This is a genomic window from Hymenobacter terrenus, from assembly GCF_000972495.1.
Classification (GTDB): Bacteria; Bacteroidota; Bacteroidia; order Cytophagales; family Hymenobacteraceae; genus Hymenobacter; species Hymenobacter terrenus.
Genome location: NZ_LATM01000002.1, coordinates 156,215 through 179,026, shown reverse-complemented (window position 1 = coordinate 179,026; position 22,812 = coordinate 156,215). Strand labels below are relative to the sequence as shown.

Below are 22,812 nucleotides of genomic sequence, written 5' to 3'. Positions count from 1 at the left end.
GCGTTTTCGTTCGGCAGAGCAGAGCATTTTACATAGCAGAACGGGCTAAGTCGACCCGGATTGCGTGGGTGTAACTATCGAGGAAGGCTGTGAAAGATGGTGCTACATAGGCCGTGGGCCCACCCAACTGCCAGTTCCAGCCGTCAGAGCGGAGTCAGAGAGGGTGAGGTGGCACACGTAGGAACCCAGGTGTGTCGCCCGACTCGAACACTTCGTCGTAGCTCATGCAGTAAGCGGCTGTGCAGGCTAGCGTCTCATCGGCCGTCAGTTGAGCGGAATATAGGACACTTTTGCCAGGACCCAACCTCGCTCATTGGTGGCCTACCCCACCCTGTAGGTGGGGAGCGGAATGGAATCACGTGGCCCGCCACGTGGAGGTCGGCATAGATAGACGCCATAGAGACAGTGGGTAGCAGTGGAAACGCCGGCAAGCTAACTACTCGGACATCAACTCGGCACGCAGCTGACAGGCCGGGCTGAGAGGCTGCTTCTTGGAAGGTTAGAACCATTATGGGGCATCTTCCCAGTAGGGCGTGGTGCGGGCCGCCAGCTGCGGGCCCATTTTCTCGAACGTACTGCGTTTGAGATAGTGCACCAGCGGCTGGTATTGTTTGAGCAGCCCGCTTTGGTTGTTACGGCCCACCAGGTTCTGGTTCCAGCGGGTAGAGAGCCACGACGCCTCGCCGTAGGAGATATTGCTGGCATCGGGCACCAAAGCGGCATCGCGCCACTCGCTGTGCACGCTCAGCCACCGCACCACCAGACCACCCGAGCCGGTAGGTCCTGAATTCTGCCAGGAAATACCGGCGGCGTTCCAGTTAGCGGGGCGCGTGGCCTCGTCGCTGTACACCAGCGTGTAGTACCCTTGCTGGTTAAGACGCATCTCCTCGTCCATGATGGAAGCATGCGGAATGCCCGCGTCGTCGGCCTTGAAAATATCCAGCGCGGGGTAGAATGTGAATGACAGGTAACGTACCTGCCCGCCTGCCATCACGGGCTCGCCCTGAATCGTTTTGGGGTATTTCGGCAACTTCCCAGTAATCACCAGCACGTGGTCCTTGTCCATGTTCAAGCCCCTGGACAAATACGAGATGTACGGCACCCGGCTGTTGGAGCTCATGGCGTTGCCGGGCGCGGGCACGTCCTCGCCAGTGGAAGTGATGCCCTTGACCAGGGCCCGGCCCTCGGCCTTTTCCGCCGCCGTGGTTTTGCCCACCAGCTGGTAAATACTGCCAATCAGGCCGTGGTAGATGTCCAGATCCCGCATCCAACCAAAGTCGCTGGTAGTAGAGAATGCTTTGGGCGGCACAAAAGCGCCGGCCTTGGCGGGAAAGGTCTTGTTGAACTGCGCATCTTCGGCGGCGCGGTTTTTAGAAACGACATAGTATTTGTCACCGGCCGGGGTTTGGTAATAGAGCCTGGGCAGGGCCACGCCGCCGAGCGAACCTTTGGCTTTATCCGGGGCGTAGTAGCGCAGCCACAGCGTGCCATCGTCCCACTTCCCGCGCTTGTGCGACAGCAATATGTCCTGGTAGCCCAGCGGGCCTTGGTACTGGATGGCGCTGGCGTAGCGCAGGTTGCCTTTTTTGCGATACAACGGCTCGCGGTAGGCAGGCTCCAGTGCCACGCCGTTGCCGAGCTTCATCTCGAATGTTACCCGGTAGCTGCGCTTGCTGGCATTGCGGTTGGCACCGACCAGAAACGGGTTGGTGTGGCCGGGCAGCGGCTCGATGTCGGCGTCGACGAGGGGCACTTCGGACACGCCAAACTTTTTGTCGACGTAGTAGAAGTTCGGGTCCAGGGGAGGCGACATTTGCAGGTCGAAAAACCGGGCGTGGGGGAACTCGCCTTCTACGATTAGCTTGTGTCCGAAAGGCAGAATAACGGCCGCTGGCACGATGTACGTGCAGTGCGGGTCGGGGTACAAGCCACTCAGGGCGTTAAAATTCAGTTGATAAGTGGCTTTACGAATTAGCCACTGCTCTTCCGGCCGTACGTTTTCGGCCCGCACCAACTCAAAAGGGGCGTCGAGCAGGCTCATGCCTTTGGGCAACAGCTCCGCAGGAATTTCGGCGGACGCCTTTCCACTCAGCCAGGCGCTGATATGTTTTTCCAACCCATCGGAAATAGCCTGCGCTTCGGCTACAATTGCCTGTTTATCGGTAAAATCGGGGTAAGCAGGCGCTTTGGGCAGCACGAAGTTGGCAATTGCTTTGGGCGAGCAACCGGCGAGGGCTGAGCAAAGCAGCAGCGATAAAAAGGTCCATTGCTTACTCATAAATCGAGGTTTAGAAGGGTGGCCGGATAGTGCTTAAATCAGAACAGGACGGTATTTGACATCCAGCAATGCGCGGACGAGTAGCCAAGCCCAATGGCCGCATCGAAAAACCGGTCATGCTGAGCGGCTTATACGTCTCATCACAGATTTCGATGGTGCTGCTAGCCAGCCGCCCGAAAAGCGCCGCCCGCCCCGAGCATGAGCCAGAGGTTCTGGCGCACGATGTCGCCCATCGAGTCGCAGCGGTTGAAGGCTTCGGTGTGGTGGTAGCGGTTGAGCTCGGTTTTGAGTTGTTCCACTTTATCGGCCGGGGCCAAGTCGTGCTCGCGCATCACATCGAGCAGGGCTTTGAGGCGGTGGCGCTCGGCGCGGGCGCGGCCGGCCATGAGGGCGCGCTCCTCGGTTTGGTACTGGCGCACGGTTTCGGGCTTGAGGAGACGGGCGCACATCTCGACCACGACGGCGTTGTCTTTGAAAGCGCGGGGCAGGTACATGCTGCGGCGGCCCTCGTAGCTCTGCTGGTCGAAGTCGATGGCCCGCACGCGATACTGCTCGTCCTCAAAATCAGGCGTCACGGCTACCACGTAGTTGTAGGCGCGCATGTCGCCGAGCAGCCGCACGAAGCAGCGCTCATTAAACTTGACGAACTCCTTGGCAATGCGCACCTGGTTGAGGTGCGGCTGGCTGAGGTGCTTCCGAATGAAATCATCGCCCGGAATGCCCACGATGTGCTCCTCCACCAGGGTGTCGCCGCTCACCAGGAAGTTGATGGAATTGGGCGACAGCAGGTGCTCCAGCTCCAGGCCGTAGAGGCGCGAGGCGTCGGCCTGCTTCACGTAGAAGTAGTCGTAGTTGTCGTTGAACTGGTTGACGATGCGCACCCGAAACGGCTGGGAATTGCCGAACTCGCAGTAGTCGATGCGGTCGGCCACCAGGTGCTGGGTGAAGGATAAGTCGCCGGCCGTTTTCAGCTGGGCGTACACTTCGGTGAGGCCGGCGCTCAGCTCCAGCATCTCGGGGCCTTCGAAATACACGGTTTGCCAGAGCGTGTCCTTGCCGGTACGGTCGAGCAGCGGGAATGACTTGCTGAAACGCCGCAAATCGGCGTAGGTCACGGGCAGGGCCACGTCGCGGTCATAGTCGCGCAGGTACTCACGCAGGGCGGACGTGAGCGGGTACGAGGGCTTTTTGCGGGAGATGTCCATGAAAGCAATGAGTGAATGAGTGCCGGAGCGACGAAGTAAATGATTTACGGTTGAGCACTCTCTCAGTCGCTCCGGCACTCGTTCACTCATCGAATCAACCGGCCAGGCTGGTTACCAGCTCTACGTACTGCTGGCGGGCGGCGTCTTTACTGGTGCCGCGCAGCTGGGTCCAGGCGTCGTACTTGGCAATGGCTTTGAAGTCGAAGCCGCCGGGGCGGTCGCCGGCTACGTCGCCTTCGGTGGCTTGCTTGTAGAGGGCATAAAGCTGAAGCAGCACCGTGTTGGAGGGCTTGCTGGGTAGTTGCTGGGCGCGCTGGGCGGCTTGTTCAAATTCTTCTTGGGTTGTCATAAACAAAAAAGCAAGTGGGCCCGCAACATACGCGCAAAACCGGGCTCCTACCGCTGCCGCCTAGCGAATGATAACCGCGGGGGCTTTAAAACGGCAGATAACGTCCTTGGTGTAGAATAGACTTTCAGCTGGTTATGCAAGAAGGGCGTCGTAGCAAATCGCAGCATGCGGCATTACCGAAACCGGTAAACTTGCCGACATCATTGCCCTTGATGACGACCCGCTCCGGGACGGCTTGGCTCTCATGCACTCTAGTTGTATGATGCAGGGCGGGGTGGCTCATCGGCCGGCGCAGGCCGCCGACGGGCGCATGGTGAAGGCAATTAAGCTAAGCTCGGCCGCAACCCGGCAGCTGGGCAATGGCGTATGCAATAGCCCAGCTTAGCTATTCTACTCCATGAAAACGCCCGACCTAGACGCGCTTGTTCAGCAATTTCTCGAGCACAAGCTCACCCTGGCGTTGGCCGAAAGCTGCACGTGCGGGCTAGTGGCGGCGCAGCTGGCACCCGCCACGGGGGTGAGTGAAGTGCTGCTGGGCTCGGTGGTGACCTACCACGTGGAGGCCAAACAGAAGCTGCTGGGCGTGAAGAAAGAAACCCTGGCCACCTACTCAGCCGAAAGCCAGCAAACCACCAACGAAATGGCCCAGGGCCTGCACCGGCACCTGCCCGCCGCCGACGTGTGCGTAGCCGTCACCGGCCTATGTGGTCCCGGCGGCGCCGAAACGCCCGACAAGCCTGTGGGTACGGTGTTCGTCACCATTCTGATAGAGGGCCATGCCTACGAGTACCGCGAACAGTTCAGCGGCACCGGCGACAAGCTGCGCACCCAGGCGGCCCAGTTTATTTACGACAAGCTGGCCGAACTGCTTGACCGCCGCAAAGAGCTGGCTGGTGCCGTGCAGCCCAGCACCAAGCACTTGGCCGACCAGAACCGCACCCGCGCCGCCTAGGGTGTGGCCGTTTTCCGGTAGATGGTGGTGACGCGGTAGAGCCCGGTTTTGCGGTCGAAGTCGGCCAGGCTTTGGTCGAAGCGCAACTCGCCCAGGGCAGCCGCGAAAGCCGGGTTGCTGGCCGCGTAGGCTTCGCGCAGGTAGCGCGTGGTAAGCGGAAAAATCAGGCCCGCAAGGCCCCGGCTGAAAAAGTAGCGCGGGGCACTCAGGGGCTGGCTGACCCGCTGACCATCAACCACCATAGTGGTACTGGAGTACACGCAGAGCGTATCGGCGAATTCGAGACGGTACTCCTCGCCGCGGTGGAGCCGATACGTGCGGTCCTTCCCCGTGACATAGCCCCACACGCTGTCGGGGGCCACGCGTAGCTTCAGGTTTTGCGAGCCCCGCCGCACCACTACCACCACCTGGCCCCGCTTGTCGGGATAAAAGGCGTCGGTACCAGCGGGCTGAGGCTGGCGCCGGTGGTAGGCCGCCCCGGTACGGTAGGCCCCCGGTGGGATGCTGTACAGTTGGGCCATGGCCGTCCCGGCCACTAGCAGCAGGCAGCCCGCGAATAAGGTTCGAACAGCAGTCATAATAATGCAGTGCCAATAGTAGTTTCGAGGTCAGGGTACTGTAGCGTGAACCGTACACGAAGGCCGAAGCCGTGTTGAGAAGGCGGAAAACTCACGAACAGTACCCCAAAGAAAAGGCAGCTCTCGCTTTAGCGCGTTTCGGCATCCGTGTACGGCGAGCCGTAGCGCAAACGCTGTAGTCCGCGTGCCTGAACGAGACACGAACGGCGCAAGGATGCGAACTACGGAGTTTGCGCTACGGAGGACAGAACCGCGCTAGGAACCTCCCCACCTAGTCGGGATGCCTACTCGAACGACCGAGTGCCTATCCCGACTAGGTGGGGATGCTTACTCGAACAACCGAGTGCCCATCCCGACTAGGTGGGGATGGGCACTCGGTTGTTCGAGTAAGCATCCCGACTAGGTGGGGGTACCTACTTGGCCAGCCGAGTGCCTATCCCGACTAGGTGGGGATGCCTACTCGAATGACCGAGTGCCCATCCCACGGTGGGGCTGCTGCCCAAACAGCTTCCGGAGAATAAGCTGCCGCTAACCAGGCCGAGGACCCGAACCGCGGTTCATGGTAGACGGGCGAAAGGCCAAGCCTACGAATGTGGCAGCCATTGCCGAACTTTGGGCTGGGCAACTATTCTTTTCCCGGTAATCATTCCCGCACTCATGAAAAAAAAAGTGTTGCCGCTGCTGCTCGCGGCTCTCATCCTGGCTCATGGCACTGCTGGTGCCTGGGGCTTCTTCGGCCATCGCATCATCACGCAAGTAGCGGTGTATGAGCTGCCTGCTTCGATGCAGGCCTTTTATTATCGCAACATGGCCGAGCTCGTGCGGTTGAGCACCGCCCCCGACGAGCGCCGCAACGACGACCCCACCGAAGCGCCCAAGCACTTCATCGACATGGACCACTACTCCGAAACCGACCCCTTCGGCAAGGTGCCCCAGCAGTACGACAAGGCGGTGCAGAAATTCACGGCCGACACGCTCAAGAAGTACGGCACCGTGCCGTGGGTCATCCTGGAAGTGAAAAACAACCTGACCGAAGCCTTCCGGCAGCGCGACACCATCAACATCGTCAAGCTCTCGGCCGAGCTGAGCCACTACGTGGGCGATGCGTTCGTGCCGCTGCATACCACCATCAACTACGACGGCCAGCTCACCGACCAGAAGGGCTTGCACAGCCTCTGGGAAAGCCAGTTGCCCGAGCGCTTCATCAACGATTATAAGCTGGATGGCGAGCCGGCCAAGTACCTGAAAGACCCGCTGGCGGCCGTGTGGGGCGAGGTTCAGCGGAGCTACGGCTTTCTGGGCGAAACCTTCGACCGGGCCAGCAAGATTGAAAAGGTGATGAAACCCGATGTGCGCTACACCTTCTCGCACAAGTACGGCAAGACCACGCGCCGCTACTCCGACGCCTTTGCCGATGCCTACGAAAAATCGGTGGGCGGCATGGTCGACTACCGCCTCAAAGGCGCCCCGACCATGGTGTCGTCGCTCTGGCTCACGGCCTGGCAGGATGCGGGCAAGCCCGACCTCAACGCCATGATGCACCCCAGCAAACCTACCAAGGAGGAAAAAGAAAAGCTCAACACCGAGCTGGCCTCCTGGAAGAAGAATACCCTGCCCCAGGACCAGCTGCTACTAGCCCAGCAAAAGGCGAAAAAGGTGGAAGTCGCCGACGAAATCAAGTCGGCCAAGGACATGGAAATGCCGCCCGCCGAATCGACCGAAGCCGCCCCGGCCGCCCCCGCACCCGACCCAGCCGCGCCCGCCGAACCCGCTATCGACAAACTCAAGGTGAAAACCAAAGGCAAGAACGGCACCGAAAAAGTTAAGCAGAAGGGCGACGCGCCGCAGTAAGCAATTAACGTGAGCATTAGGCAGTAAAGCGCCTTTATCTACGGCTGAGGCAACATATTTGGTAATGGTCGCGGTTAGTAAACGACCGTATAGAAAGCCGGCTCCGCTCGTCGTGGGGTCGGCTTTCTTTTTCCACTTCATTCCTTTCCGCTTATGATACTGCGCCTCGACGAGCTGGCCCTCGACCTACCCAAGCCCAAAAACCCTTCTGCCAACGATGCCGCCGCCATACAGGAACTGCTGGGCGGCAAGTATGGAGAGATGAGTACGCTGATGAACTACACGTTCCAGTCGTTCAACTTCCGGGGTCGCGACCGGCTCCGGCCCTTCTACTCCCTCACGGCGGCCATCGCGGCCGAGGAATACTCTCATATCGAAGCCGTCAGCTACGCCATCAACCTGCTGCTGACCGGCGTGAGCAAGCGCGGCACCGACCCCGTGCCCGGCCCGCTGGCCGGCGCCGCCGACGCCCGCAACACCCACCACTTCATTGCCAGCGGCCAGGCCGCACTGCCGCAGGACTCGATGGGCCGCCCCTGGACCGGCGACAACGTGTTCAGCTCCGGCAACCTGCGACTCGACCTGCTGCACAATTTCTTCCTGGAGTGCGGCGCCCGCGCCAACAAAATGCGGGTGTATCAAATGGTGACCGACCCCTGCGCTCGCACCATGGTGGGCTACCTGCTGGTGCGCGGCGGCCTGCACGTATACGCCTACGCCTTGGCCCTGGAAAAACTTACCGGCGTAGATGTGAAAAAGCTCATGCCCGTGCCCAACCTCTCGAATAAGATGTTCCCCGAGGCCCGCGAGTTTATGAAGCACGGCCTGCACCGCGAGCTCTACACCTTCTCGCCCAACGCCTATAAGGAAGCCGGCTTCATCTGGAACGGCAAGCACCCCGAAGACGGCTCGGAATTGGTAGTAATTGAGGGGGCCAAAAAAGGCGTCCCCTACCCCGTGCTCGAAGAAGAACCCCAGCTCAACTCGCCCGGCGAGGACGATTTCGACCCCGAGATGTTCGCCGACATCGCCAAGAAACTGGGTTTGAGCAAGGACCTACAATCGTACCGGCCCAGCTAGCCCGCTGCCAAGCGCAATGCAATAGCCCGGCTCCGCTAAAGTGCGGGGCCGGGTTTATTTTGTGACATGAACCGCTTCCTATTCGCCGGGCTGGTACTGCTGGCCGCCTGCAACCAGACGCCTCCCCCCACGGCCGGGCCCGCCAAGCCAGCCGCCATCCCCGGCCCCGACCTCGCCACCCTCACCGACAGCGCCGCCCCTAGTGCCCTGCTAGCCTACGGCCACCAATATCCCGGCTCCGAAGTGCTGGTGAAAACCCGCCTGGGCAACATCCGGGTGAAGCTGTACGACGACACGCCCATTCACAAGGCCAACTTCCTACTGCTGGCCCGCAAAGGCGTGTTCGATGAGACGATGTTCAACCGCGTCGTGAAGGACTTTGCCGTGCAGGGCGGCCAAACCTACAACGCCCGCACCATCCGGCTGAAGCGCTACCGCCTACCACCCGAAATCCGGCCCGCGCATTTTCACCGGAAAGGCGCCTTGGGCATGGCCCGCTACGACGACGAGCAAAACCCCGGCCGCTTGTCGTCCAACACGGATTTCTACTTCGTGGTGGGCGAAAAGCTGGCACCCAACCAATCGCAGGCCATGGCCGGCCGCAAGCTGACGCCCGCCCAGGTGCGCGCCTACGCCACGGTGGGTGGCGTGCCCTCGCTCGACGGCCAGTACACCGTTTTCGGCGAAGTAATCGAAGGCCAAGACGTGGTTGATAAAATTGCCAACGAGCCCGTGGAGTCCGACAAATGGCCCGTCAAGGACATTACCATAAAAGTAGAAGTGGTGAAGTAGGCCCGCCAATCTCGCAAATCATTAGTCATGATTCTTTTACACCAGGCAAGTTATCAGACAAAGACGCCGGATTGTGGTGGTGGTCAGAAGCGAAGACAGGCGGGACAGGTCACCGAAAATCGCTCGTCTCCACGCTGCGAAATCGCAAAGGCGCGACAGACTTGGGTGTCGGGCATCCGCCGCAATGATACATATAAACGGCGCTAGTGGAGCCTTTCTTAGCTCTCAAGCAGCAAAAAGGCCCGCCTCCAGCGGAGACGAGCCTCTTCATATCGGGCGGGAGAATTGTTTCTCACGTTCGATTCACAGAGTCCTATGCAAATAGCTTACCAAATTTTGGAGCGTTCGGCAGCGGCACGCATCATTTTATCACCTTCCTGGCAGCCGAAGGCTTTGTAGAACTCCGGCATATTCATCAGCGGGCCGTTGGTGCGGAACTGGGCCGGTGAGTGTGGGTCGGTTTGTACCTGCTGGCGCAGGTATTCGGGCCGCGCATTGGTACGCCAGATTTGGGCGTAGGCCAGGAAGAAGCGCTGCTCAGGCGTGAAACCGTCAATTTTTGCCTTGGCTTTGGCCTGCGGCGTTTTCTGAAATGCCTGATAGGCGATAGTGAGGCCGCCGAGGTCGGCGAGGTTTTCGCCCATGGTCAGTTTGCCATTCACGTGCATCGAATCGAGCGGGGTGAAAGCGTCATACTGCTTGCCAACTACCGCGGCTTTAGCGTTGAATTTGTCGGCGTCTTCCTTCGTCCACCAGTCTTTCAGGTTGCCTTCGGAGTTGTACTGACGGCCCTGGTCGTCGAAGCCGTGGGTCATTTCGTGGCCAATCACGGCACCAATGCCGCCGTAGTTCACCGCGTCATCCGCCTTGGGGTCGTAGAACGGCGGCTGCAAAATGCCGGCCGGGAATACAATCTCGTTCATCGGCGGGTTGTAGTAGGCGTTCACCGTGGGCGGAGTCATGCCCCACTCATTGCGGTCAATTGGCTTGCCAAAATGTTTGATTTCCTCATTGTTGGCCCAAATGCGGGCGGCCAGCACGTTGTTGAGGTACGATTCGCGGGTGATGGTCAGGTCGGAATAGTCTTTCCACTTGTCAGGATACCCGATTTTAACCGTGAAAGCGTTCAGTTTCTTCAGGGCTTCGGTCTTGGTGGCGGCGCTCATCCAATCAGTCGCCTTAATGCGCTCGGCGTAGGCTATGCGCAGGTTTTCAATCATTTGCTTGGCACGAGCCTTAGCAGCGGGCGAGAAAGCCTTATCAACGTAGAGCTGGCCGAAGGCCTCGCCCAGGGCGCGGTCGGTAGAGCCCAGCATGCGCTTCCAACGCGGCTGCTGCTTCTTAGCGCCGGTCAGCGTTTGCGCAAACCGGAAGGCTTCATCACCAAAGGCTTTGGGCAGAGCGGCCGTCACGCTGGCCACCAGGTGAAAGCGCAGGTACTGTTTCTGGTCGGCAATGGGTTCTTCCTTCAGCATGGCACTCACCTCCTTGAGGAAATCAGGCTGGCCCACAATGACCTCCTTGGCCGCACCCAGCCCAGTCTCCTTGAGCATAAGCGGCAGGGCCATGTTCGGGAAAGCGGCATCAGCCTCAGCTACGGTCATCTTATTATAGTTGGCGTAGGGGTCGCGCAGGTCTACGCGGGATTTGCTGGCTTTGGCCAACCGAGTCTCAATACGCTGCACGGTAGCGGCATTGGCTTTGGCCGTAGCCTCGTTATCGCCGAGCAGCTTGAAAGTGCTTACCAAATAAGTTTCGTAAGCGGTGCGAATTGCTTTCGAGCGGGCATCATCCTTCAGATAATAGTCCCGGTCGGGCAGCGAAAGGCCGCCCTGGCCAAATTGCACGGCGTATTGAGTGCTGATTTTTTCGTCGGGCTGCACCCCAAAACCATACCATACGCTACCAGCATGGGCCTTGGGGTCGGCCAGGAAGCGTTGCATCTCGCCGAGGTCCTTGATGGCAGTGATGCGGTTCAGGTGCGGCTGGAGATATTTCAGGCCGGCTGCCTCAATAGCAGCCGAGTCCATGGCGGCGGCGTAGAAGTCGCCCACTTTCTGCGCATTCGAGCCCTTGGGGGCTTTAGCGGCGTTTTTAGCGGCATCGTTCAGGATGGCGCGCAGGGTGGCATTGTTGTGGTCGGCAAGCTCATTGAAAGAGCCCCAACGGGATTCGGCGGGTGGAATGGGATTGTTCTTGAGCCAGTTGCCCGAGGCATAGTGGAAGAAATCTTCGCAAGGCTTCACCGAGGGGTCGATGTTGGCAATATTAATGCCGACACCTTTCTGAGGGGGCGTCGGCGTCGGCTTGGAGGTGGACTGACCAGCCGCTACGGTGGCCGCTAGGCTACTCAGGCCGAGCACGGCCAAGCTGAGCCGCCGTGCAATAGAAGTTGCAATCATGTAATTAAATGTTGTTTGGGAAATGATGCCGTGAACTTACAGACAGGCTGCCGGCACAACGGTTGCACGAACCTAGTACATATTAGTGATTCAGACAGATGACTGCGCCCCTGGAGTGCTACCAGCTTCGCGATGTTCGACACGTCGGCAGAACGATTTTGAGGTAAGCACAAGTTCAGGTAACGCCTGAGGTTCAGCAGCACACCACCACCCGGCCCCAGCTACCGCTCAACCGCGTAAGGCACCCGCCGTAACTTGCATCAATGCCGCTCTACAACCGCCGTCCCGAGCTTCCCCCGATTCTGGCCCCCGCGCCGCTCGGCCTGACCGAACTACTCAGCCGCATTCGCCAAGCTTTGCAGCAGCAGCTTGCCGATGCCTACTGGGTAGTGGCCGAAGTGGCAGAAATCACCCTCCCCCGCTTTGCCGGCGCGCACTGCTACCTCGCCCTCACCGAGCAAACCACTGATGGCCGCGGCACACCTTTAAAAGCACAGGCCCGGGCCACGCTCTGGAGCCAGCGCTACCAGCAGCTGGCGCCGGCCTTCGAGCGGCAAACCGGCCAGCCCCTGCGCCCCGGCCTGAAGCTGCTGCTGCGGGTGCAAGTGCGTTTCCACGAGCAGTACGGCCTGAGCCTCGACGTGGTGGCCATCGACCCGAGCTATACTGTGGGCGAGCTGGCCTTGCTACGGCTGCGTACCCTGCGCCTGCTGGAAGAAAAAGGCCTGTTGGAACGCCAAAAGCTGCTCACGCTGCCGCTGGCCCCGCAACGACTGGCCATTATTTCGTCGCCCACGGCGGCGGGATTCCAGGACTTCGTGCAGCAGCTCGACGAAGCGCCGTACGATTTCGCGCTTACCCTTTTCCCGGCCATGATGCAGGGCGATGAATCCCCGGCCAGCATTCGGGCGGCGCTGGATGGGGTGCGAGCCCGGCGGGCGCAGTTCGATGCCGTGGTGATTATTCGGGGTGGGGGCAGCCGCACCGACTTGCTGGCGTTTGATGAATATGGCTTGGCAGCGGCGGTGGGGGCCTTTCCGCTGCCCGTCCTAACAGGTATTGGTCACGAGCGCGACGAAGCGGTGGTCGACCTCACTGCCCACCGCGCCCTGAAAACTCCCACTGCCGTAGCCGCTTTCCTGGTTGAGCGCCTGGCCCGGCTCGAAGCGACGCTGCTGGGCTACGGCGAACAGGTAGCCGTACTGGCCCGGCGCCAACTCAGCCAGCGCCACGCCCGCCTCGACCAGCTGAGCGGCCGCAGCCGCTATGCCGCCCACCGCCAGCTCGACGCCGCCCGCGACGCCCTGCGCGAGCGTACCCGCCAAGCAGCCCAGGGCCCACGCGAGCAGCTGCGACAGCTGGCTCAGGGACTCCTTCGGTTTCGGCACCAGCTGCCAAGAGCCGCGCGCCGCACCCTGGCGCGGGAGCAGCGCGGCCTGCGCCAGCGCGGTCGGGCGCTGCTCAGTCGTTTTATTCGCCACCACCGGCGGCGGCGCGAAGACGTGCTGCGTCGCCGTTTCCGCCTGCAGCTGGCACTAGAACGCCACCTGCACCGTAAGGAATTGCAACTGGCAGCGCTCCACCATAAGCTGGCCATCAGGAGCTAGCAGCGTGCTAGCAGCTTTCCCTAGTTGGCCTATTACAGCTAACCGCCCGGAACTACATCATTAGAAATCAACCATTAGTATGACCTACCGCGAAGCCATTGAGGAGTTAGAAACAATTCTCCGCGCGCTAGAAACCGATGCTGTGGACGTGGACGACCTCACAACCCGCGTCGAGCGCTCAGCGGAGTTAATCCGCCTGTGCCGACACAAGCTGCGCCATGCCGAAGCCTCCCTCGACCGGGTATTTGATACCCTGGACAATGAAGACGAAGCCGACGAAGAAGAGGAAGATGGCGAAGCCGACGAGGAACACGATGACCTGCCCGGTGGCCCTGGCCGGGCCTGGTAGATAATTTAATAGACTAATTATTAATTTTTGCTTAAATTACTATATTTTCCAGCTCTATCCTATGCAAACTTATTTTTTAACTATTCATGGCATTTAATGGTACCGAAGGTCGTCCTATTGACCAACTTAAAGCTGGAGAATGGACAAAAAGATACCGCAAATCAGAGCAACCTGTTCTATGTCATTTTTTGGCCGTGATACTTTGCTCAAGCTTTTAAGTCAGGCAGACTACCAAGGGATTCATTTTTATTACGGCTTTGATGGTGAGGCGCAACAACTAGTTGCAGTAGGCGCTGACGCAAGGAAAATGACCAATTGGGCAAAGATTTTCATGTAGCCGATGATACTATAGTGGGCCAACCGCATTGCGGGGAGGCGAATATTCTGAATAGTTAGGTAGCCCTCCCCTTTATGCAGCTATCACTCGACAATCTAAACAGTATCATGCTCCTGATCTTGACCATCATGCAGGTAAGCATGATGGTGCCGATGGTAGTAATGTGGTGGCGAAAGCGGCATTTCTCCAAGCCGGTACAGCTACTTAGCTGGTATGGGTATCTGTCGGCTGGCTCGGTAGCCCTGGCGGGGCTCTACCCGATGTATCTACCTAATAATTACGGCGTCATTGTCGGGTTTAACCTAGGTAAAATTGCGCTATTTGGACTAGTCTATTATTATGGCATCGGCGCGCGCTGGGCCCGCCGCCTAGTGTTGGTAGCCTCGGTTATTACAGTAGCTGGTGCAATTGGCGTTATTGGCTACGATATAAAAACGACGATAAGCATCAGCCGGGTTGCGCAATGTGCCGTGCTGGCGGGCGTCGCGCTCCTTTATTTGGAGCAGACGCTGGGGCGCTCCGGGGTTGCTCCTATTTCTATAAGCCGCGACCCTCTTTCGCTGCTGAGTGTGGGGCAATTGTTGTACTCAGCAAGCTCTGTCACAGCTTTCAGCCTAGAACATTTATCCAAGACCATCTACGACCAGACGTTTAAGTAGATGGTCGTGGCCGTAGCCGGTCTTATATTTAACTACTTTCTAACCCTGACTTTTTTACGAGCCCAACCTATTCCGCCTCTAACCACGCCACTATCTCAGTTGGTGTGACCATTGCAAGGTCACCTTACTCACTATTGATTAGCTGATTTTACGGCGTCAGCACTTCATTGCGAACGCATTTTATCGATTCCTTACCTGGTCCGAAAACTTAATCCTCGGGCCAGTGCTACTAGTCTTATCTGTTAAATTGCTGAACCGATTGCCTGGGCGGTTCTTTTTCTCCTTTTTTGCGCTGCCTTCCCGTCAGGAGCCTTCATGTGACCGATATTTTACCATTGATACTGCTCACTCCTACCTTACTCGTGCTCGTGCTCGGGCTGGTATGGTTTGTAGTGCGCTACCAACGGATACAGATGCGGCAACAGCAGGAGCTGGCACAGTTGCAGGATGCTGCCCAGCAGCAAGCGCTGGCCGCGGCGCTGGTGGCCCAGGAAGACGAGCGGCAGCGCATTGCCGGGGAGTTGCATGACGGGGTCGGTACCATTCTGGCCCTGGCCAAGCTGCACTTGTATGCGCCGGGCAGCACCGCCTCACCCGAAGCCAGCGCCCTGATTGACCAGGCGGTAGCGGAAGTCCGCCGGATTTCGCGCAACCTGCAGCCCGCCACGCTCCAGCAGCTCGGTCTGACCCAGGCCCTGCGCGCCCTGATACAAGCCGTGCCCATTGATGTGGGTCCGGAAGTGCGCCTGGAGCAAGAGGGCTCGCTCGGGCGGCTCATTCCGCCGCACGAGCTAATGGTGTACCGCATTGCCCAGGAGTTGCTTACTAATGGCTTGGTACACGCCGCGGCACCGCACATTGTGTTGCGGGTGAGTGCCGTACCTGGCCTACTCACCCTTACATACTCCGATGACGGCCAGGGTTTTGACTTAGCCGCGCTGGAAGAGTTGCCCCCACCCGGCCCGCACGGGCAACCCGTGGGGATGGGCCTCATCAACTTGCGCAGCCGCGTGGCCGTGCTCGGGGGCCAGCTACACTATCACTCCGAGCCCGGCGTTGGAACCCGCGTCGAGGCCATCTTACCTGTTACACTGCTGCCCTCTGGCACGCCAAACCCAACTTTTTCGCTTAACTCATGACTCTTAACTCCGCTTCCGCGGCCGTGCCAGTGCGCCTGGCCATCGTCGATGACCATATATTATTCCGCAAAGGGTTGCGCGCGCTGCTCAGCGGCTACGAGGGCATTGAAGTAGTATGCGAAGCTGGCAATGGCCAGGAACTCCTCGAGCTACTAGACCAAGGCATCAGCCCAAACGTGATACTCATGGATATGCAAATGCCCATCCTCGACGGCCTCCAGACTACCCGGCTGCTACGCACGCAGTTTCCCGGAGTGCGCGTAGTCATCATTTCCATGCACGACGACCCCTCCTTGGTGAGCACCGTGCTGGCCGAAGGCGCCCATAGCTACTTGGTCAAGAACACGTCGCCGGAGGAAATGCGCAGTGCCGTGCTAGCCGCGGCCGCGGCTGGAAGGCAATAACAGGCTCTGCCCAATCTTGTACCCGTTGCATAGCAACTGTGCAACAGGGCAGCGGCGTAGCCCCCTATTTCAATAGAACAAGTAAGCCCGTTTTCTGACCAGGAAACGGGCTTACTTGTTTGGATAAACCAATTTTAATGAGCCAGCCAGCCGGATTTATATGGCTTCGATTGGATAGGCATTGAGACGAACGCACATAATGTGCGGCCTTGTTAACATTTCATTTCTAAATCTTAGCGAAAACGCGCATATTAGCATTTTGTTCCTATCAGCTTATATGACGCATTCTTTACTTAATTACATCAACTTATCACGTTTGTTGCCGGGGCTACTATTTGCTTTCGCAAGCATGAAACCGGCTGAGGCCCAGGTGAGCCTCCAGATGGGCAAACCGTATTACCTGGACCTAAGCAAACAGAGGCTGAACGTGCCGGACCGCAACGTGTATGTGGAGCAGGTTGTCGACGGTCGGCTGGGCCAGCCGACCATCGGTATCGTCCACCGGGGCTTACAAAACCAGCAAGTGCCCATGCTTTTCCAGCAAGGCCTGGTGCCTGAACTCACCGCTTTCCTGCAGCAGAAGCTGCCCCAGCGAACCAACAATCACTCAGTGGCGCTGTGTGTGCGGCAGTTGCGCGTGAATGAAACGCTGAGCGGCTTCTCTGAGTTGGCCAGTGCCGATTTGGCCGCCGATGTATACCTGCACTTGTCTGACGGCTACCACTTCGTGCACAGCGTGGCCGCCCACGTCGACGACCGCGCCCTGGAAACCACCCTCCTGCACGCGCCCCACGTGGCGCTGTTGCTGCAAAACTGCCTGCTACAATTAACCAACGCCAATTGGGAACTGCCTCTACGGCGGCCCGCCCGCACCCTGGCCCAACTAGCTACCGACCGACCGCCGACGCCAAGCCGGCCCGCCGTACTACGGGCGGCCGCGCCGCGCCGCGGTGCATACTACAGCTTTGAACAATTTTTGACCAACCGGCCCGACACCACGGCCCGGGTGCGGCCCGATACGTTGCGCTCCAACACGCTGGGCTGGGAAGGCACCCTAGTGCTTCACGCGCGGGTGCGCACCGCCGACGGCGCCCGGGTGCCAACGCGTAAAATATGGGGCTTTTCAGATGGTCGTCAGGCCTACGTGCGCCAGCGTAACACCTACCGGCCCCTGACCCGACAGGGCGATTTTTACACCTTTGTTGGGTCAGCACCCCTCGATATAGCTGCCGCCAACCAACGGGCCTGGGGCTACGGTGTGCGGCGCGGCGGGGCGGCCGGTGCACCCATTACCGGGTACCCCTTTGATGGTCCGGAAGACAATACGGGTCAACCCATGGTTTTTAGTCTCGATACGCGGACTGGCCAGGTGGCACCGTATCCGCCGCTTGGCCAGCCCCAGCAGGCCGATACCGCCTTTGTTTACGTTTACCGGCCCATTGGTAGCGCGCCGGGGGCCCAGCGCCTGCTGCTCAACGACCGCGAAGTTGGACGGCTACAGCCGGGGCAGTACCTGGAACTGGCCTGGCCTCATTTTGGGCAAGCCATGCGCCTGAGTATTGAGTCGGCCAGTGGCCCTACCCTGCTAATGGTCCCCAATGCTTCGACCGCCAACTACGTGAAAGTGCGGTCCTGTTCCGGCTACACGCCCTGGCAGTGGATGCCCGTCCGCCAAGGCGAGGCAGAAGTGGATGCGCTCGAAAAGCAACAGTAATAACTTGGCACCGGAACGTGCGTCACCCCAGCTCCACGCTCGGGTCCCAGAACAGCTCACTGAAGGCTACCACCCGGTCCTCCACCACGCGGATGCCTTCGGCTTCGAGGGCCTCCTGCATGGCGAAGGGCGTGGCATAGTGCAACCGGCCGGTGAGGTGGCCAAGACGATTGAGCACGCGGTGGGCGGGCACGTACTGGTCAGCGGTGTGGGCGGCCATCATGGCGTAGCCCACGGTGCGGGCGCCGTGCCGGGCGCCGAGATAGTGCGCAATGGCGCCATAAGTGGTGACGCGGCCAGCCGGAACTAGGCGCACGACTTCGTGCACATCCTGAAAAAAGTTGCGTGGTTCGGGAGCAGGAGCGGTGATTGGCTTCATCGGGGCGAAGATAGTTTCGGTCAGCTTGATACCCGTCTACGTCTATTTTTCGCCTAATCGCGCAACCTTTCAAGCGAAATTTGCACTATACGGGCTCTATACCCAACCATTCTGCTACTGTATTTCCCTAGCGATGAGCTGGGTGCCGAACATCCGCCGCCGCTCGTGCGTTCTTGCCAGCTATGTCATTGGAAACCCCCACCACTGCTGCTCCCAAAAACTGGGATACCACCACGACACCCGCGCCTACGGCTGCCCCGCCCCCGGCCGACCCAACCCCGGGCACGCCCCCAAAGCGCAAGCGTGGCTGGCTGGGCTGGCTGATTGCGGCAGTAGTAATAGCTGGCATGACATGGGCCAAAATAACATATTTCCCCAGCAACACCGCCGGCAAAGAAGGTGGCGGCAAGGGCGGAGCCAGCACCGGCAGAGGCGGTAAAGGCGGCCCGGGGGCCAAGGTGCCCGTGCAGGTGTACGTGGTAGCGGCCACCAAACTCTCTGATGAAGTATCCTCGACTGGTTCGATTATCGCCGACGAATCGGTGACTATCCAGAGTGAGATTGCGGGTAAGATTACCAGCCTTAATATCCGGGAAGGCCAGCCAGTGCGCAAGGGGCAGTTGCTGTTTACCATCAACGCGGCCGACGTGCAGGCTCAGCTTCGCAAGCAGGAATACAACATCAAGCTCTACCAGGACCAGGAACGTCGCGAGCGCACACTGCTCGAAAAGGAGTACATCAGTCGCCAGGAATATGAGCAGAGCAATAACGCGCTGCTCACCGCCCAGGCCGATTTGCAGGCCCTGCGCGTGAATTTGGCCAAGGCCTACGTACGAGCGCCATTCGATGGCATTCTGGGGCTGCGCAATACGTCGGTAGGTGCGTACGTGTCGCCGGGTACCACCATCACGACCCTGTCGCGGGTGAAGCCGGTGAAGATTGATTTCAACGTTCCGAGCCGGTTCGCCCAATCGGTGCGCGTGGGCGACGTAGTGCTGGTGACCGATGAGGCCACGACCCGAAAAATCAAGGCCAAAGTCTACGCCATCAATCCGCAGATTGACCCGGTTTCGCGCACATTACCGGTGCGGGCTATTTATGCCAACAAGAACATGGAACTGCGCCCCGGCGGCTTTGCGAAAGTAAACCTGGAATTGGGCGAACCTGCTGAGGCGCTGCAAATTCCTACCGAAGCGGTGGTGCCGGTGGCCAGTGGCTACACGGTTTACACGGTTAAGAAGGGCAAAGCGACGATGCAGCCCGTGAACATTGGGGTTCGGTCGAACCAAGTCATTCAAATCACTAAGGGCCTAGCCGTGGGTGATACGGTTATCCGCACGGGCATTTTGCAGGTGAAGCCCGGCGACCGGGTAACCATTCAGAAATAAGCAGTAATGAGTGTTCCAGAGCATCAGGTCGAGCGCAGCCGAAGCAACTCGCGGGTAGTTTGTAATTCAACCGTGAGTACGATTGACGCCAGATGCCTCGGCTGCGCTTAGCCTGACGTTCCATTAGCCCCAACCAAGACATGAGTTTATCATCCGTAAGCATCAATCGTCCGGTGCTGGCTATTGTGATGAGCTTGCTCATCGTGATTTTCGGCGCCATCGGGTTTCAGTCGCTCGCCATCCGGGAGTATCCGAGCGTGGACCCACCCATCATCACGGTGCAAACCAGCTACACGGGCGCCTCGGCCGACGTTATTCAGTCGCAAATTACCGAGCCGCTTGAGGAAGGCATCAACGGCATTGCGGGCATCCGCAACCTGTCGTCGACGAGCCGCGACGGCGCCTCCACCATTACCGTCGAGTTTGACCTGGCCGTGGACCTGGAAGCAGCAGCCAACGACGTACGCGACAAAGTTTCGAGCGCGCAGGGTCGCCTCCCGCGCGACGTGGACCCGCCCATCGTGAGCAAGGCTAATGCCGACTCCTCTCCTATCATTCTGAGCTACTTAAGCAGCTCGTCGCGCACGTTGCTGGAATTGACTGACTACGCTAACAACGTGCTCAAGGAACGCCTCCAGACCATTCCTGGCGTGAGCGAAATTCGGGTGTGGGGCGAGCGGAAATACTCAATGCGCCTCTGGCTCGACCCCGCGAAGATGGCGGCGCTTGGCATTTCGCCGGTGGACGTGCAACAGGCCCTGGCCCGCGAAAACGTGGAGCTACCCAGCGGCGCCGTGCAGGGCCAAAGCACCCAGCTCTCGCTACGGACCATGGGCCGCCTGGCCACCGTAGAGGATTTTAATAACCTGATTCTGCGCGACGACCCGGCTTCGCTGGTGCGGCTAACTGATGTGGGCTACGCTGAGCTGTACCCCGAGAACGATCAAACCATCCTGCGCCGAAACGGCATTCCAATGGTGGGCGTGATGGCCATTCCGCAGCCGGGCTCCAACCAGATTGCCATTACCGATGAGTTCAACAAGCGCATCAAGCAATATGCCAACGACCTACCCAAGGACCTGACCCTGAGCACGGGCTTTGACAACTCGGTGTTTATTCGGGCTTCTATTTCGGAGGTGGAGCACACCATCATTGAGGCATTCGTGCTGGTGGTAGTGGTGATTTTTCTGTTCCTGCGCGACTGGCGCTCTACGCTCATCCCAGTGGTAGCTATTCCGGTGTCGCTGATTGGTATTTTCTTCGTGATGTACCTGATGAACTTCACCATCAATGTGCTGACACTGCTAGCCATCGTACTGGCCATCAGCCTCGTGGTTGATGACGCGATTGTGGTACTGGAGAATATTTACAGCCGGATTGAGGAAGGCGAAACGCCGCTTGAGGCCGCCAAAAATGGCTCCCAGGAAATCCTGATGGCGGTGGTATCGACTACGGTGGTGCTGGCGGCGGTATTTCTGCCGGTGGTGTTCCTATCGGGGATTACGGGCCGGCTATTTCGCGAATTTGGGATTGTGCTGGCCGGCTCGGTGCTGATTTCGGCCTTTGTATCGCTCACGCTGACGCCGATGATGTGCGCGCGGCTGCTGAAAAAGGAGGAGACGCACAACTGGTTTTACCGCAAAACCGAGCCCTTCTTTGAGAAGATGACTAGCGGCTACCGCAGCGCCTTGGAGGGCTTCCTGCAAAACCGCATCTGGGCCTGGGGCATGGTGCTGGCCACGGGCGTTAGCATCTGGTTTTTCATGAAAAGCCTGCCGTCAGAGCTGGCGCCAATTGAGGACCGCAACCGCATCAGCATCAATGCCACAGCCCCGGAAGGTGCCTCGTTTGAGTACATGGACGACTACATGAATCAGCTTATCAAGGTGTTGCAGGATAGTACCACCCGCGACGCTGACAACATCCTGACCGTAACTTCGCCCAGCGGCGGCAGCAGTGGCGGCGCGGTCAACTCTGCCATCGCACGCGTGCTGCTGAAAGACTCTGAGCAGCGCCCGCACTCGCAGCAAGAGCTAGCCGATATCCTGACGACCACCGTGAAAAAATATACCGGCGCGCGGGTATCGGTGGCACAGGACCAGAGCATCAGTTCGGGCGGGCGTGGGGGCGGCCTGCCGGTGCAGTTTGTGGTGCAAACCCAGGACTTTGAGAAGCTCACGGCCGCCGTGCCCAAGTTTCTGGATGCTGCTCAGGCCGACAAAACCTTCAGCTTTGTTGACGTGAACCTGAAGTTCAACAAGCCCGAGCTACGCGTGGTAATTGACCGCGAGAAAGCCCAAAGCTTGGGCGTGAGCGTGCAGGACATTTCGCAGACGCTGCAGGCCGGCCTCAGCGGGCAGCGTTACGGCTACTTCATCCGCAACGGCAAGCAGTACCAGATTATCGGCCAGGTAGCCCGCGAAGACCGCAACCAGCCGCTCGACGTGCGCACGCTCAACGTGAAGAGCCGCGACGGCAAGCTCGTGCAGCTCGACAACGTCATTACCCTGGTCGAGAAAAGCACCCCGCCCCAGCTCTACCGCTTCAACCGGTACAACGCGGCTACCTTCTCGGCGGCGCTGGCCAAGGGCAAAACCCTGGGCGACGGCATCGCGGCCATGCAGGCCATTGCTGATAAAACTTTGGACGAGTCGTTCTCCACGGCGCTTTCGGGCCAATCGCGCGACTTCGCCGAAAGCTCTTCGTCCATCTTCTTCGCCTTCGGCCTAGCCCTGGTGCTGATTTACCTGATTCTGGCCGCGCAGTTTGAGAGCTTCCGCGACCCCGGCATCATCATGGTGACGGTGCCACTGGCTTTGTCGGGCGCCTTATTCAGTCTCTGGTACTTCAACCAAACCCTCAACCTGTTCTCGCAAATCGGCATCATCATGCTGGTCGGGTTGGTGACGAAAAATGGTATCCTCATCGTAGAATTCGCCAACCAGAGCGTGGAAAAAGGCGCTGATTACATGACAGGACTAATTGAGGGCGCTACGGCCCGCTTCCGCCCCATTTTGATGACCAGCCTATGCGCCGTGCTCGGCATTCTGCCCATTGCCATGGCGCAAGGGGCGGGCGCGCTGGGGCGGCGGGCCATGGGCATTGGCGTGGTGGGCGGCCTGCTGTTTGCCACCGGTCTCACGCTGTTTGTAGTACCAGTCATGTATTCCTACTTCGCCTCAGCCAAGAACCACAAGCCGAAAGTAGCCGCTGAGAAGCAGCCCGTGACGGCGTAAGCCAAGGCTGAATGAACAACCAACTCCCCTCCTTACCAAGGAGGGGATATTTCAGCAAAGCTGAGATTGGGGTGGTTGAGTCGTTGCACGATGAACGAACGATGTCCGAATGA

19 protein-coding genes are annotated in these 22,812 nt (G+C 59.2%); 13 read left to right on the top strand and 6 right to left on the bottom strand.

Annotation, left to right across the window (positions count from 1 at the left end; all coding sequences use genetic code 11):
* Positions 1 to 508: 508 nt before the first annotated feature.
* The 3 genes from WX88_RS05310 to WX88_RS05300 form a co-directional block, all read right to left on the bottom strand.
* Positions 509 to 2,278 carry a hypothetical protein gene (locus tag WX88_RS05310; RefSeq protein ID WP_046243296.1) on the bottom strand — a complete coding sequence of 590 codons (1,770 nt, stop codon included), beginning with the start codon at positions 2,276 to 2,278 and terminating at the stop codon, positions 509 to 511.
* A 161-nt stretch (positions 2,279 to 2,439) separates the two neighbouring features.
* Entirely contained in the window at positions 2,440 to 3,483 is a 1,044-nt protein-coding gene (locus tag WX88_RS05305; RefSeq protein WP_046243295.1) for a hypothetical protein, read from the bottom strand.
* Between the two features lie 94 nt (positions 3,484 to 3,577).
* The gene (locus tag WX88_RS05300; RefSeq protein ID WP_046243294.1) at positions 3,578 to 3,832 is read right to left on the bottom strand and encodes an acyl-CoA-binding protein; all 255 of its coding nucleotides are present in this window, start codon (positions 3,830 to 3,832) and stop codon (positions 3,578 to 3,580) included.
* A gap of 397 nt (positions 3,833 to 4,229) precedes the next feature.
* Between WX88_RS05300 and WX88_RS05295 the strand changes: the two genes are divergently transcribed.
* The gene (locus WX88_RS05295; protein WP_046243293.1) at positions 4,230 to 4,784 is read left to right on the top strand and encodes a CinA family protein; all 555 of its coding nucleotides are present in this window, start codon (positions 4,230 to 4,232) and stop codon (positions 4,782 to 4,784) included.
* Here the strand turns inward: WX88_RS05295 and WX88_RS05290 are convergent.
* Positions 4,781 to 5,362 (bottom strand): hypothetical protein, encoded by a 582-nt coding sequence (locus tag WX88_RS05290; protein ID WP_046243292.1) that lies wholly within the window; start codon positions 5,360 to 5,362, stop codon positions 4,781 to 4,783. The genes WX88_RS05295 and WX88_RS05290 overlap by 4 nt on opposite strands.
* A 657-nt stretch (positions 5,363 to 6,019) precedes the next feature.
* Between WX88_RS05290 and WX88_RS05285 the strand changes: the two genes are divergently transcribed.
* From WX88_RS05285 to WX88_RS05275, 3 genes are all read left to right on the top strand, one after another.
* Complete coding sequence (locus tag WX88_RS05285) at positions 6,020 to 7,213, top strand: zinc dependent phospholipase C family protein (RefSeq protein WP_052732368.1); 1,194 nt, start codon at positions 6,020 to 6,022, stop codon at positions 7,211 to 7,213.
* A gap of 153 nt (positions 7,214 to 7,366) precedes the next feature.
* On the top strand, positions 7,367 to 8,293 hold the full coding sequence (locus WX88_RS05280) for a manganese catalase family protein (RefSeq protein WP_046243291.1): 927 nt from the start codon (positions 7,367 to 7,369) through the stop codon (positions 8,291 to 8,293).
* A 66-nt stretch (positions 8,294 to 8,359) separates the two neighbouring features.
* Complete coding sequence (locus WX88_RS05275) at positions 8,360 to 9,085, top strand: peptidylprolyl isomerase (RefSeq protein WP_052732367.1); 726 nt, start codon at positions 8,360 to 8,362, stop codon at positions 9,083 to 9,085.
* A 326-nt stretch (positions 9,086 to 9,411) separates the two neighbouring features.
* Here the strand turns inward: WX88_RS05275 and WX88_RS05270 are convergent, their stop codons facing one another.
* Entirely contained in the window at positions 9,412 to 11,487 is a 2,076-nt protein-coding gene (locus WX88_RS05270) for a M13 family metallopeptidase (protein WP_046243290.1), read from the bottom strand.
* Positions 11,488 to 11,750: 263 nt separating this feature from the next.
* On the opposite strand from WX88_RS05270, the gene xseA reads away from it, so the two are divergent.
* From xseA to WX88_RS05240, 7 genes are all read left to right on the top strand, one after another.
* Positions 11,751 to 13,094 (top strand): exodeoxyribonuclease VII large subunit, encoded by a 1,344-nt coding sequence (xseA, locus tag WX88_RS05265; RefSeq protein WP_052732366.1) that lies wholly within the window; start codon positions 11,751 to 11,753, stop codon positions 13,092 to 13,094.
* A gap of 79 nt (positions 13,095 to 13,173) precedes the next feature.
* Positions 13,174 to 13,443, top strand: a complete 270-nt coding sequence (gene xseB, locus WX88_RS05260; protein ID WP_046243289.1) for an exodeoxyribonuclease VII small subunit — start codon at positions 13,174 to 13,176, stop codon at positions 13,441 to 13,443.
* A 139-nt stretch (positions 13,444 to 13,582) separates the two neighbouring features.
* Complete coding sequence (locus tag WX88_RS29865; protein WP_156175951.1) at positions 13,583 to 13,780, top strand: hypothetical protein; 198 nt, start codon at positions 13,583 to 13,585, stop codon at positions 13,778 to 13,780.
* 74 nt (positions 13,781 to 13,854) lie between these two features.
* Positions 13,855 to 14,439: a hypothetical protein gene (locus WX88_RS05255; protein ID WP_046243288.1), complete on the top strand. Its 585-nt coding sequence runs from the start codon at positions 13,855 to 13,857 to the stop codon at positions 14,437 to 14,439.
* A 317-nt stretch (positions 14,440 to 14,756) separates the two neighbouring features.
* Positions 14,757 to 15,578 carry a sensor histidine kinase gene (locus tag WX88_RS05250; RefSeq protein ID WP_046243287.1) on the top strand — a complete coding sequence of 274 codons (822 nt, stop codon included), beginning with the start codon at positions 14,757 to 14,759 and terminating at the stop codon, positions 15,576 to 15,578.
* Positions 15,575 to 15,982: a response regulator gene (locus WX88_RS05245; protein ID WP_046243286.1), complete on the top strand. Its 408-nt coding sequence runs from the start codon at positions 15,575 to 15,577 to the stop codon at positions 15,980 to 15,982. The genes WX88_RS05250 and WX88_RS05245 overlap by 4 nt, the downstream gene beginning before the upstream one ends.
* A 349-nt stretch (positions 15,983 to 16,331) precedes the next feature.
* On the top strand, positions 16,332 to 17,696 hold the full coding sequence (locus WX88_RS05240) for a hypothetical protein (RefSeq protein ID WP_046243285.1): 1,365 nt from the start codon (positions 16,332 to 16,334) through the stop codon (positions 17,694 to 17,696).
* A 22-nt stretch (positions 17,697 to 17,718) separates the two neighbouring features.
* Here the strand turns inward: WX88_RS05240 and WX88_RS05235 are convergent, their stop codons facing one another.
* A complete protein-coding gene (locus tag WX88_RS05235; RefSeq protein WP_046243284.1) occupies positions 17,719 to 18,075 on the bottom strand; it encodes an MGMT family protein in 357 nt (118 codons plus the stop codon).
* Between the two features lie 182 nt (positions 18,076 to 18,257).
* On the opposite strand from WX88_RS05235, the gene WX88_RS05230 reads away from it, so the two are divergent.
* The gene (locus WX88_RS05230) at positions 18,258 to 19,463 is read left to right on the top strand and encodes an efflux RND transporter periplasmic adaptor subunit (protein ID WP_052732365.1); all 1,206 of its coding nucleotides are present in this window, start codon (positions 18,258 to 18,260) and stop codon (positions 19,461 to 19,463) included.
* Positions 19,464 to 19,603: 140 nt separating this feature from the next.
* On the top strand, positions 19,604 to 22,699 hold the full coding sequence (locus WX88_RS05225) for an efflux RND transporter permease subunit (protein ID WP_046243283.1): 3,096 nt from the start codon (positions 19,604 to 19,606) through the stop codon (positions 22,697 to 22,699).
* The last annotated feature ends 113 nt before the right edge of the window (positions 22,700 to 22,812 follow it).

Bases quoted from the DNA above. Each gene is read 5' to 3' on its own strand.
- WX88_RS05310 (WP_046243296.1), bottom strand. From the start codon at position 2,278: ATGAGTAAGCAATGGACCTTTTTATCGCTGCTGCTTTGCTCAGCCCTC.
- WX88_RS05305 (WP_046243295.1), bottom strand. From the start codon at position 3,483: ATGGACATCTCCCGCAAAAAGCCCTCGTACCCGCTCACGTCCGCCCTG.
- WX88_RS05300 (WP_046243294.1), bottom strand. From the start codon at position 3,832: ATGACAACCCAAGAAGAATTTGAACAAGCCGCCCAGCGCGCCCAGCAA.
- WX88_RS05295 (WP_046243293.1), top strand. From the start codon at position 4,230: ATGAAAACGCCCGACCTAGACGCGCTTGTTCAGCAATTTCTCGAGCAC.
- WX88_RS05290 (WP_046243292.1), bottom strand. From the start codon at position 5,362: ATGACTGCTGTTCGAACCTTATTCGCGGGCTGCCTGCTGCTAGTGGCC.
- WX88_RS05285 (WP_052732368.1), top strand. From the start codon at position 6,020: ATGAAAAAAAAAGTGTTGCCGCTGCTGCTCGCGGCTCTCATCCTGGCT.
- WX88_RS05280 (WP_046243291.1), top strand. From the start codon at position 7,367: ATGATACTGCGCCTCGACGAGCTGGCCCTCGACCTACCCAAGCCCAAA.
- WX88_RS05275 (WP_052732367.1), top strand. From the start codon at position 8,360: ATGAACCGCTTCCTATTCGCCGGGCTGGTACTGCTGGCCGCCTGCAAC.
- WX88_RS05270 (WP_046243290.1), bottom strand. From the start codon at position 11,487: ATGATTGCAACTTCTATTGCACGGCGGCTCAGCTTGGCCGTGCTCGGC.
- xseA (WP_052732366.1), top strand. From the start codon at position 11,751: ATGCCGCTCTACAACCGCCGTCCCGAGCTTCCCCCGATTCTGGCCCCC.
- xseB (WP_046243289.1), top strand. From the start codon at position 13,174: ATGACCTACCGCGAAGCCATTGAGGAGTTAGAAACAATTCTCCGCGCG.
- WX88_RS29865 (WP_156175951.1), top strand. From the start codon at position 13,583: ATGGACAAAAAGATACCGCAAATCAGAGCAACCTGTTCTATGTCATTT.
- WX88_RS05255 (WP_046243288.1), top strand. From the start codon at position 13,855: ATGCAGCTATCACTCGACAATCTAAACAGTATCATGCTCCTGATCTTG.
- WX88_RS05245 (WP_046243286.1), top strand. From the start codon at position 15,575: ATGACTCTTAACTCCGCTTCCGCGGCCGTGCCAGTGCGCCTGGCCATC.
- WX88_RS05240 (WP_046243285.1), top strand. From the start codon at position 16,332: ATGAAACCGGCTGAGGCCCAGGTGAGCCTCCAGATGGGCAAACCGTAT.
- WX88_RS05235 (WP_046243284.1), bottom strand. From the start codon at position 18,075: ATGAAGCCAATCACCGCTCCTGCTCCCGAACCACGCAACTTTTTTCAG.
- WX88_RS05230 (WP_052732365.1), top strand. From the start codon at position 18,258: ATGTCATTGGAAACCCCCACCACTGCTGCTCCCAAAAACTGGGATACC.
- WX88_RS05225 (WP_046243283.1), top strand. From the start codon at position 19,604: ATGAGTTTATCATCCGTAAGCATCAATCGTCCGGTGCTGGCTATTGTG.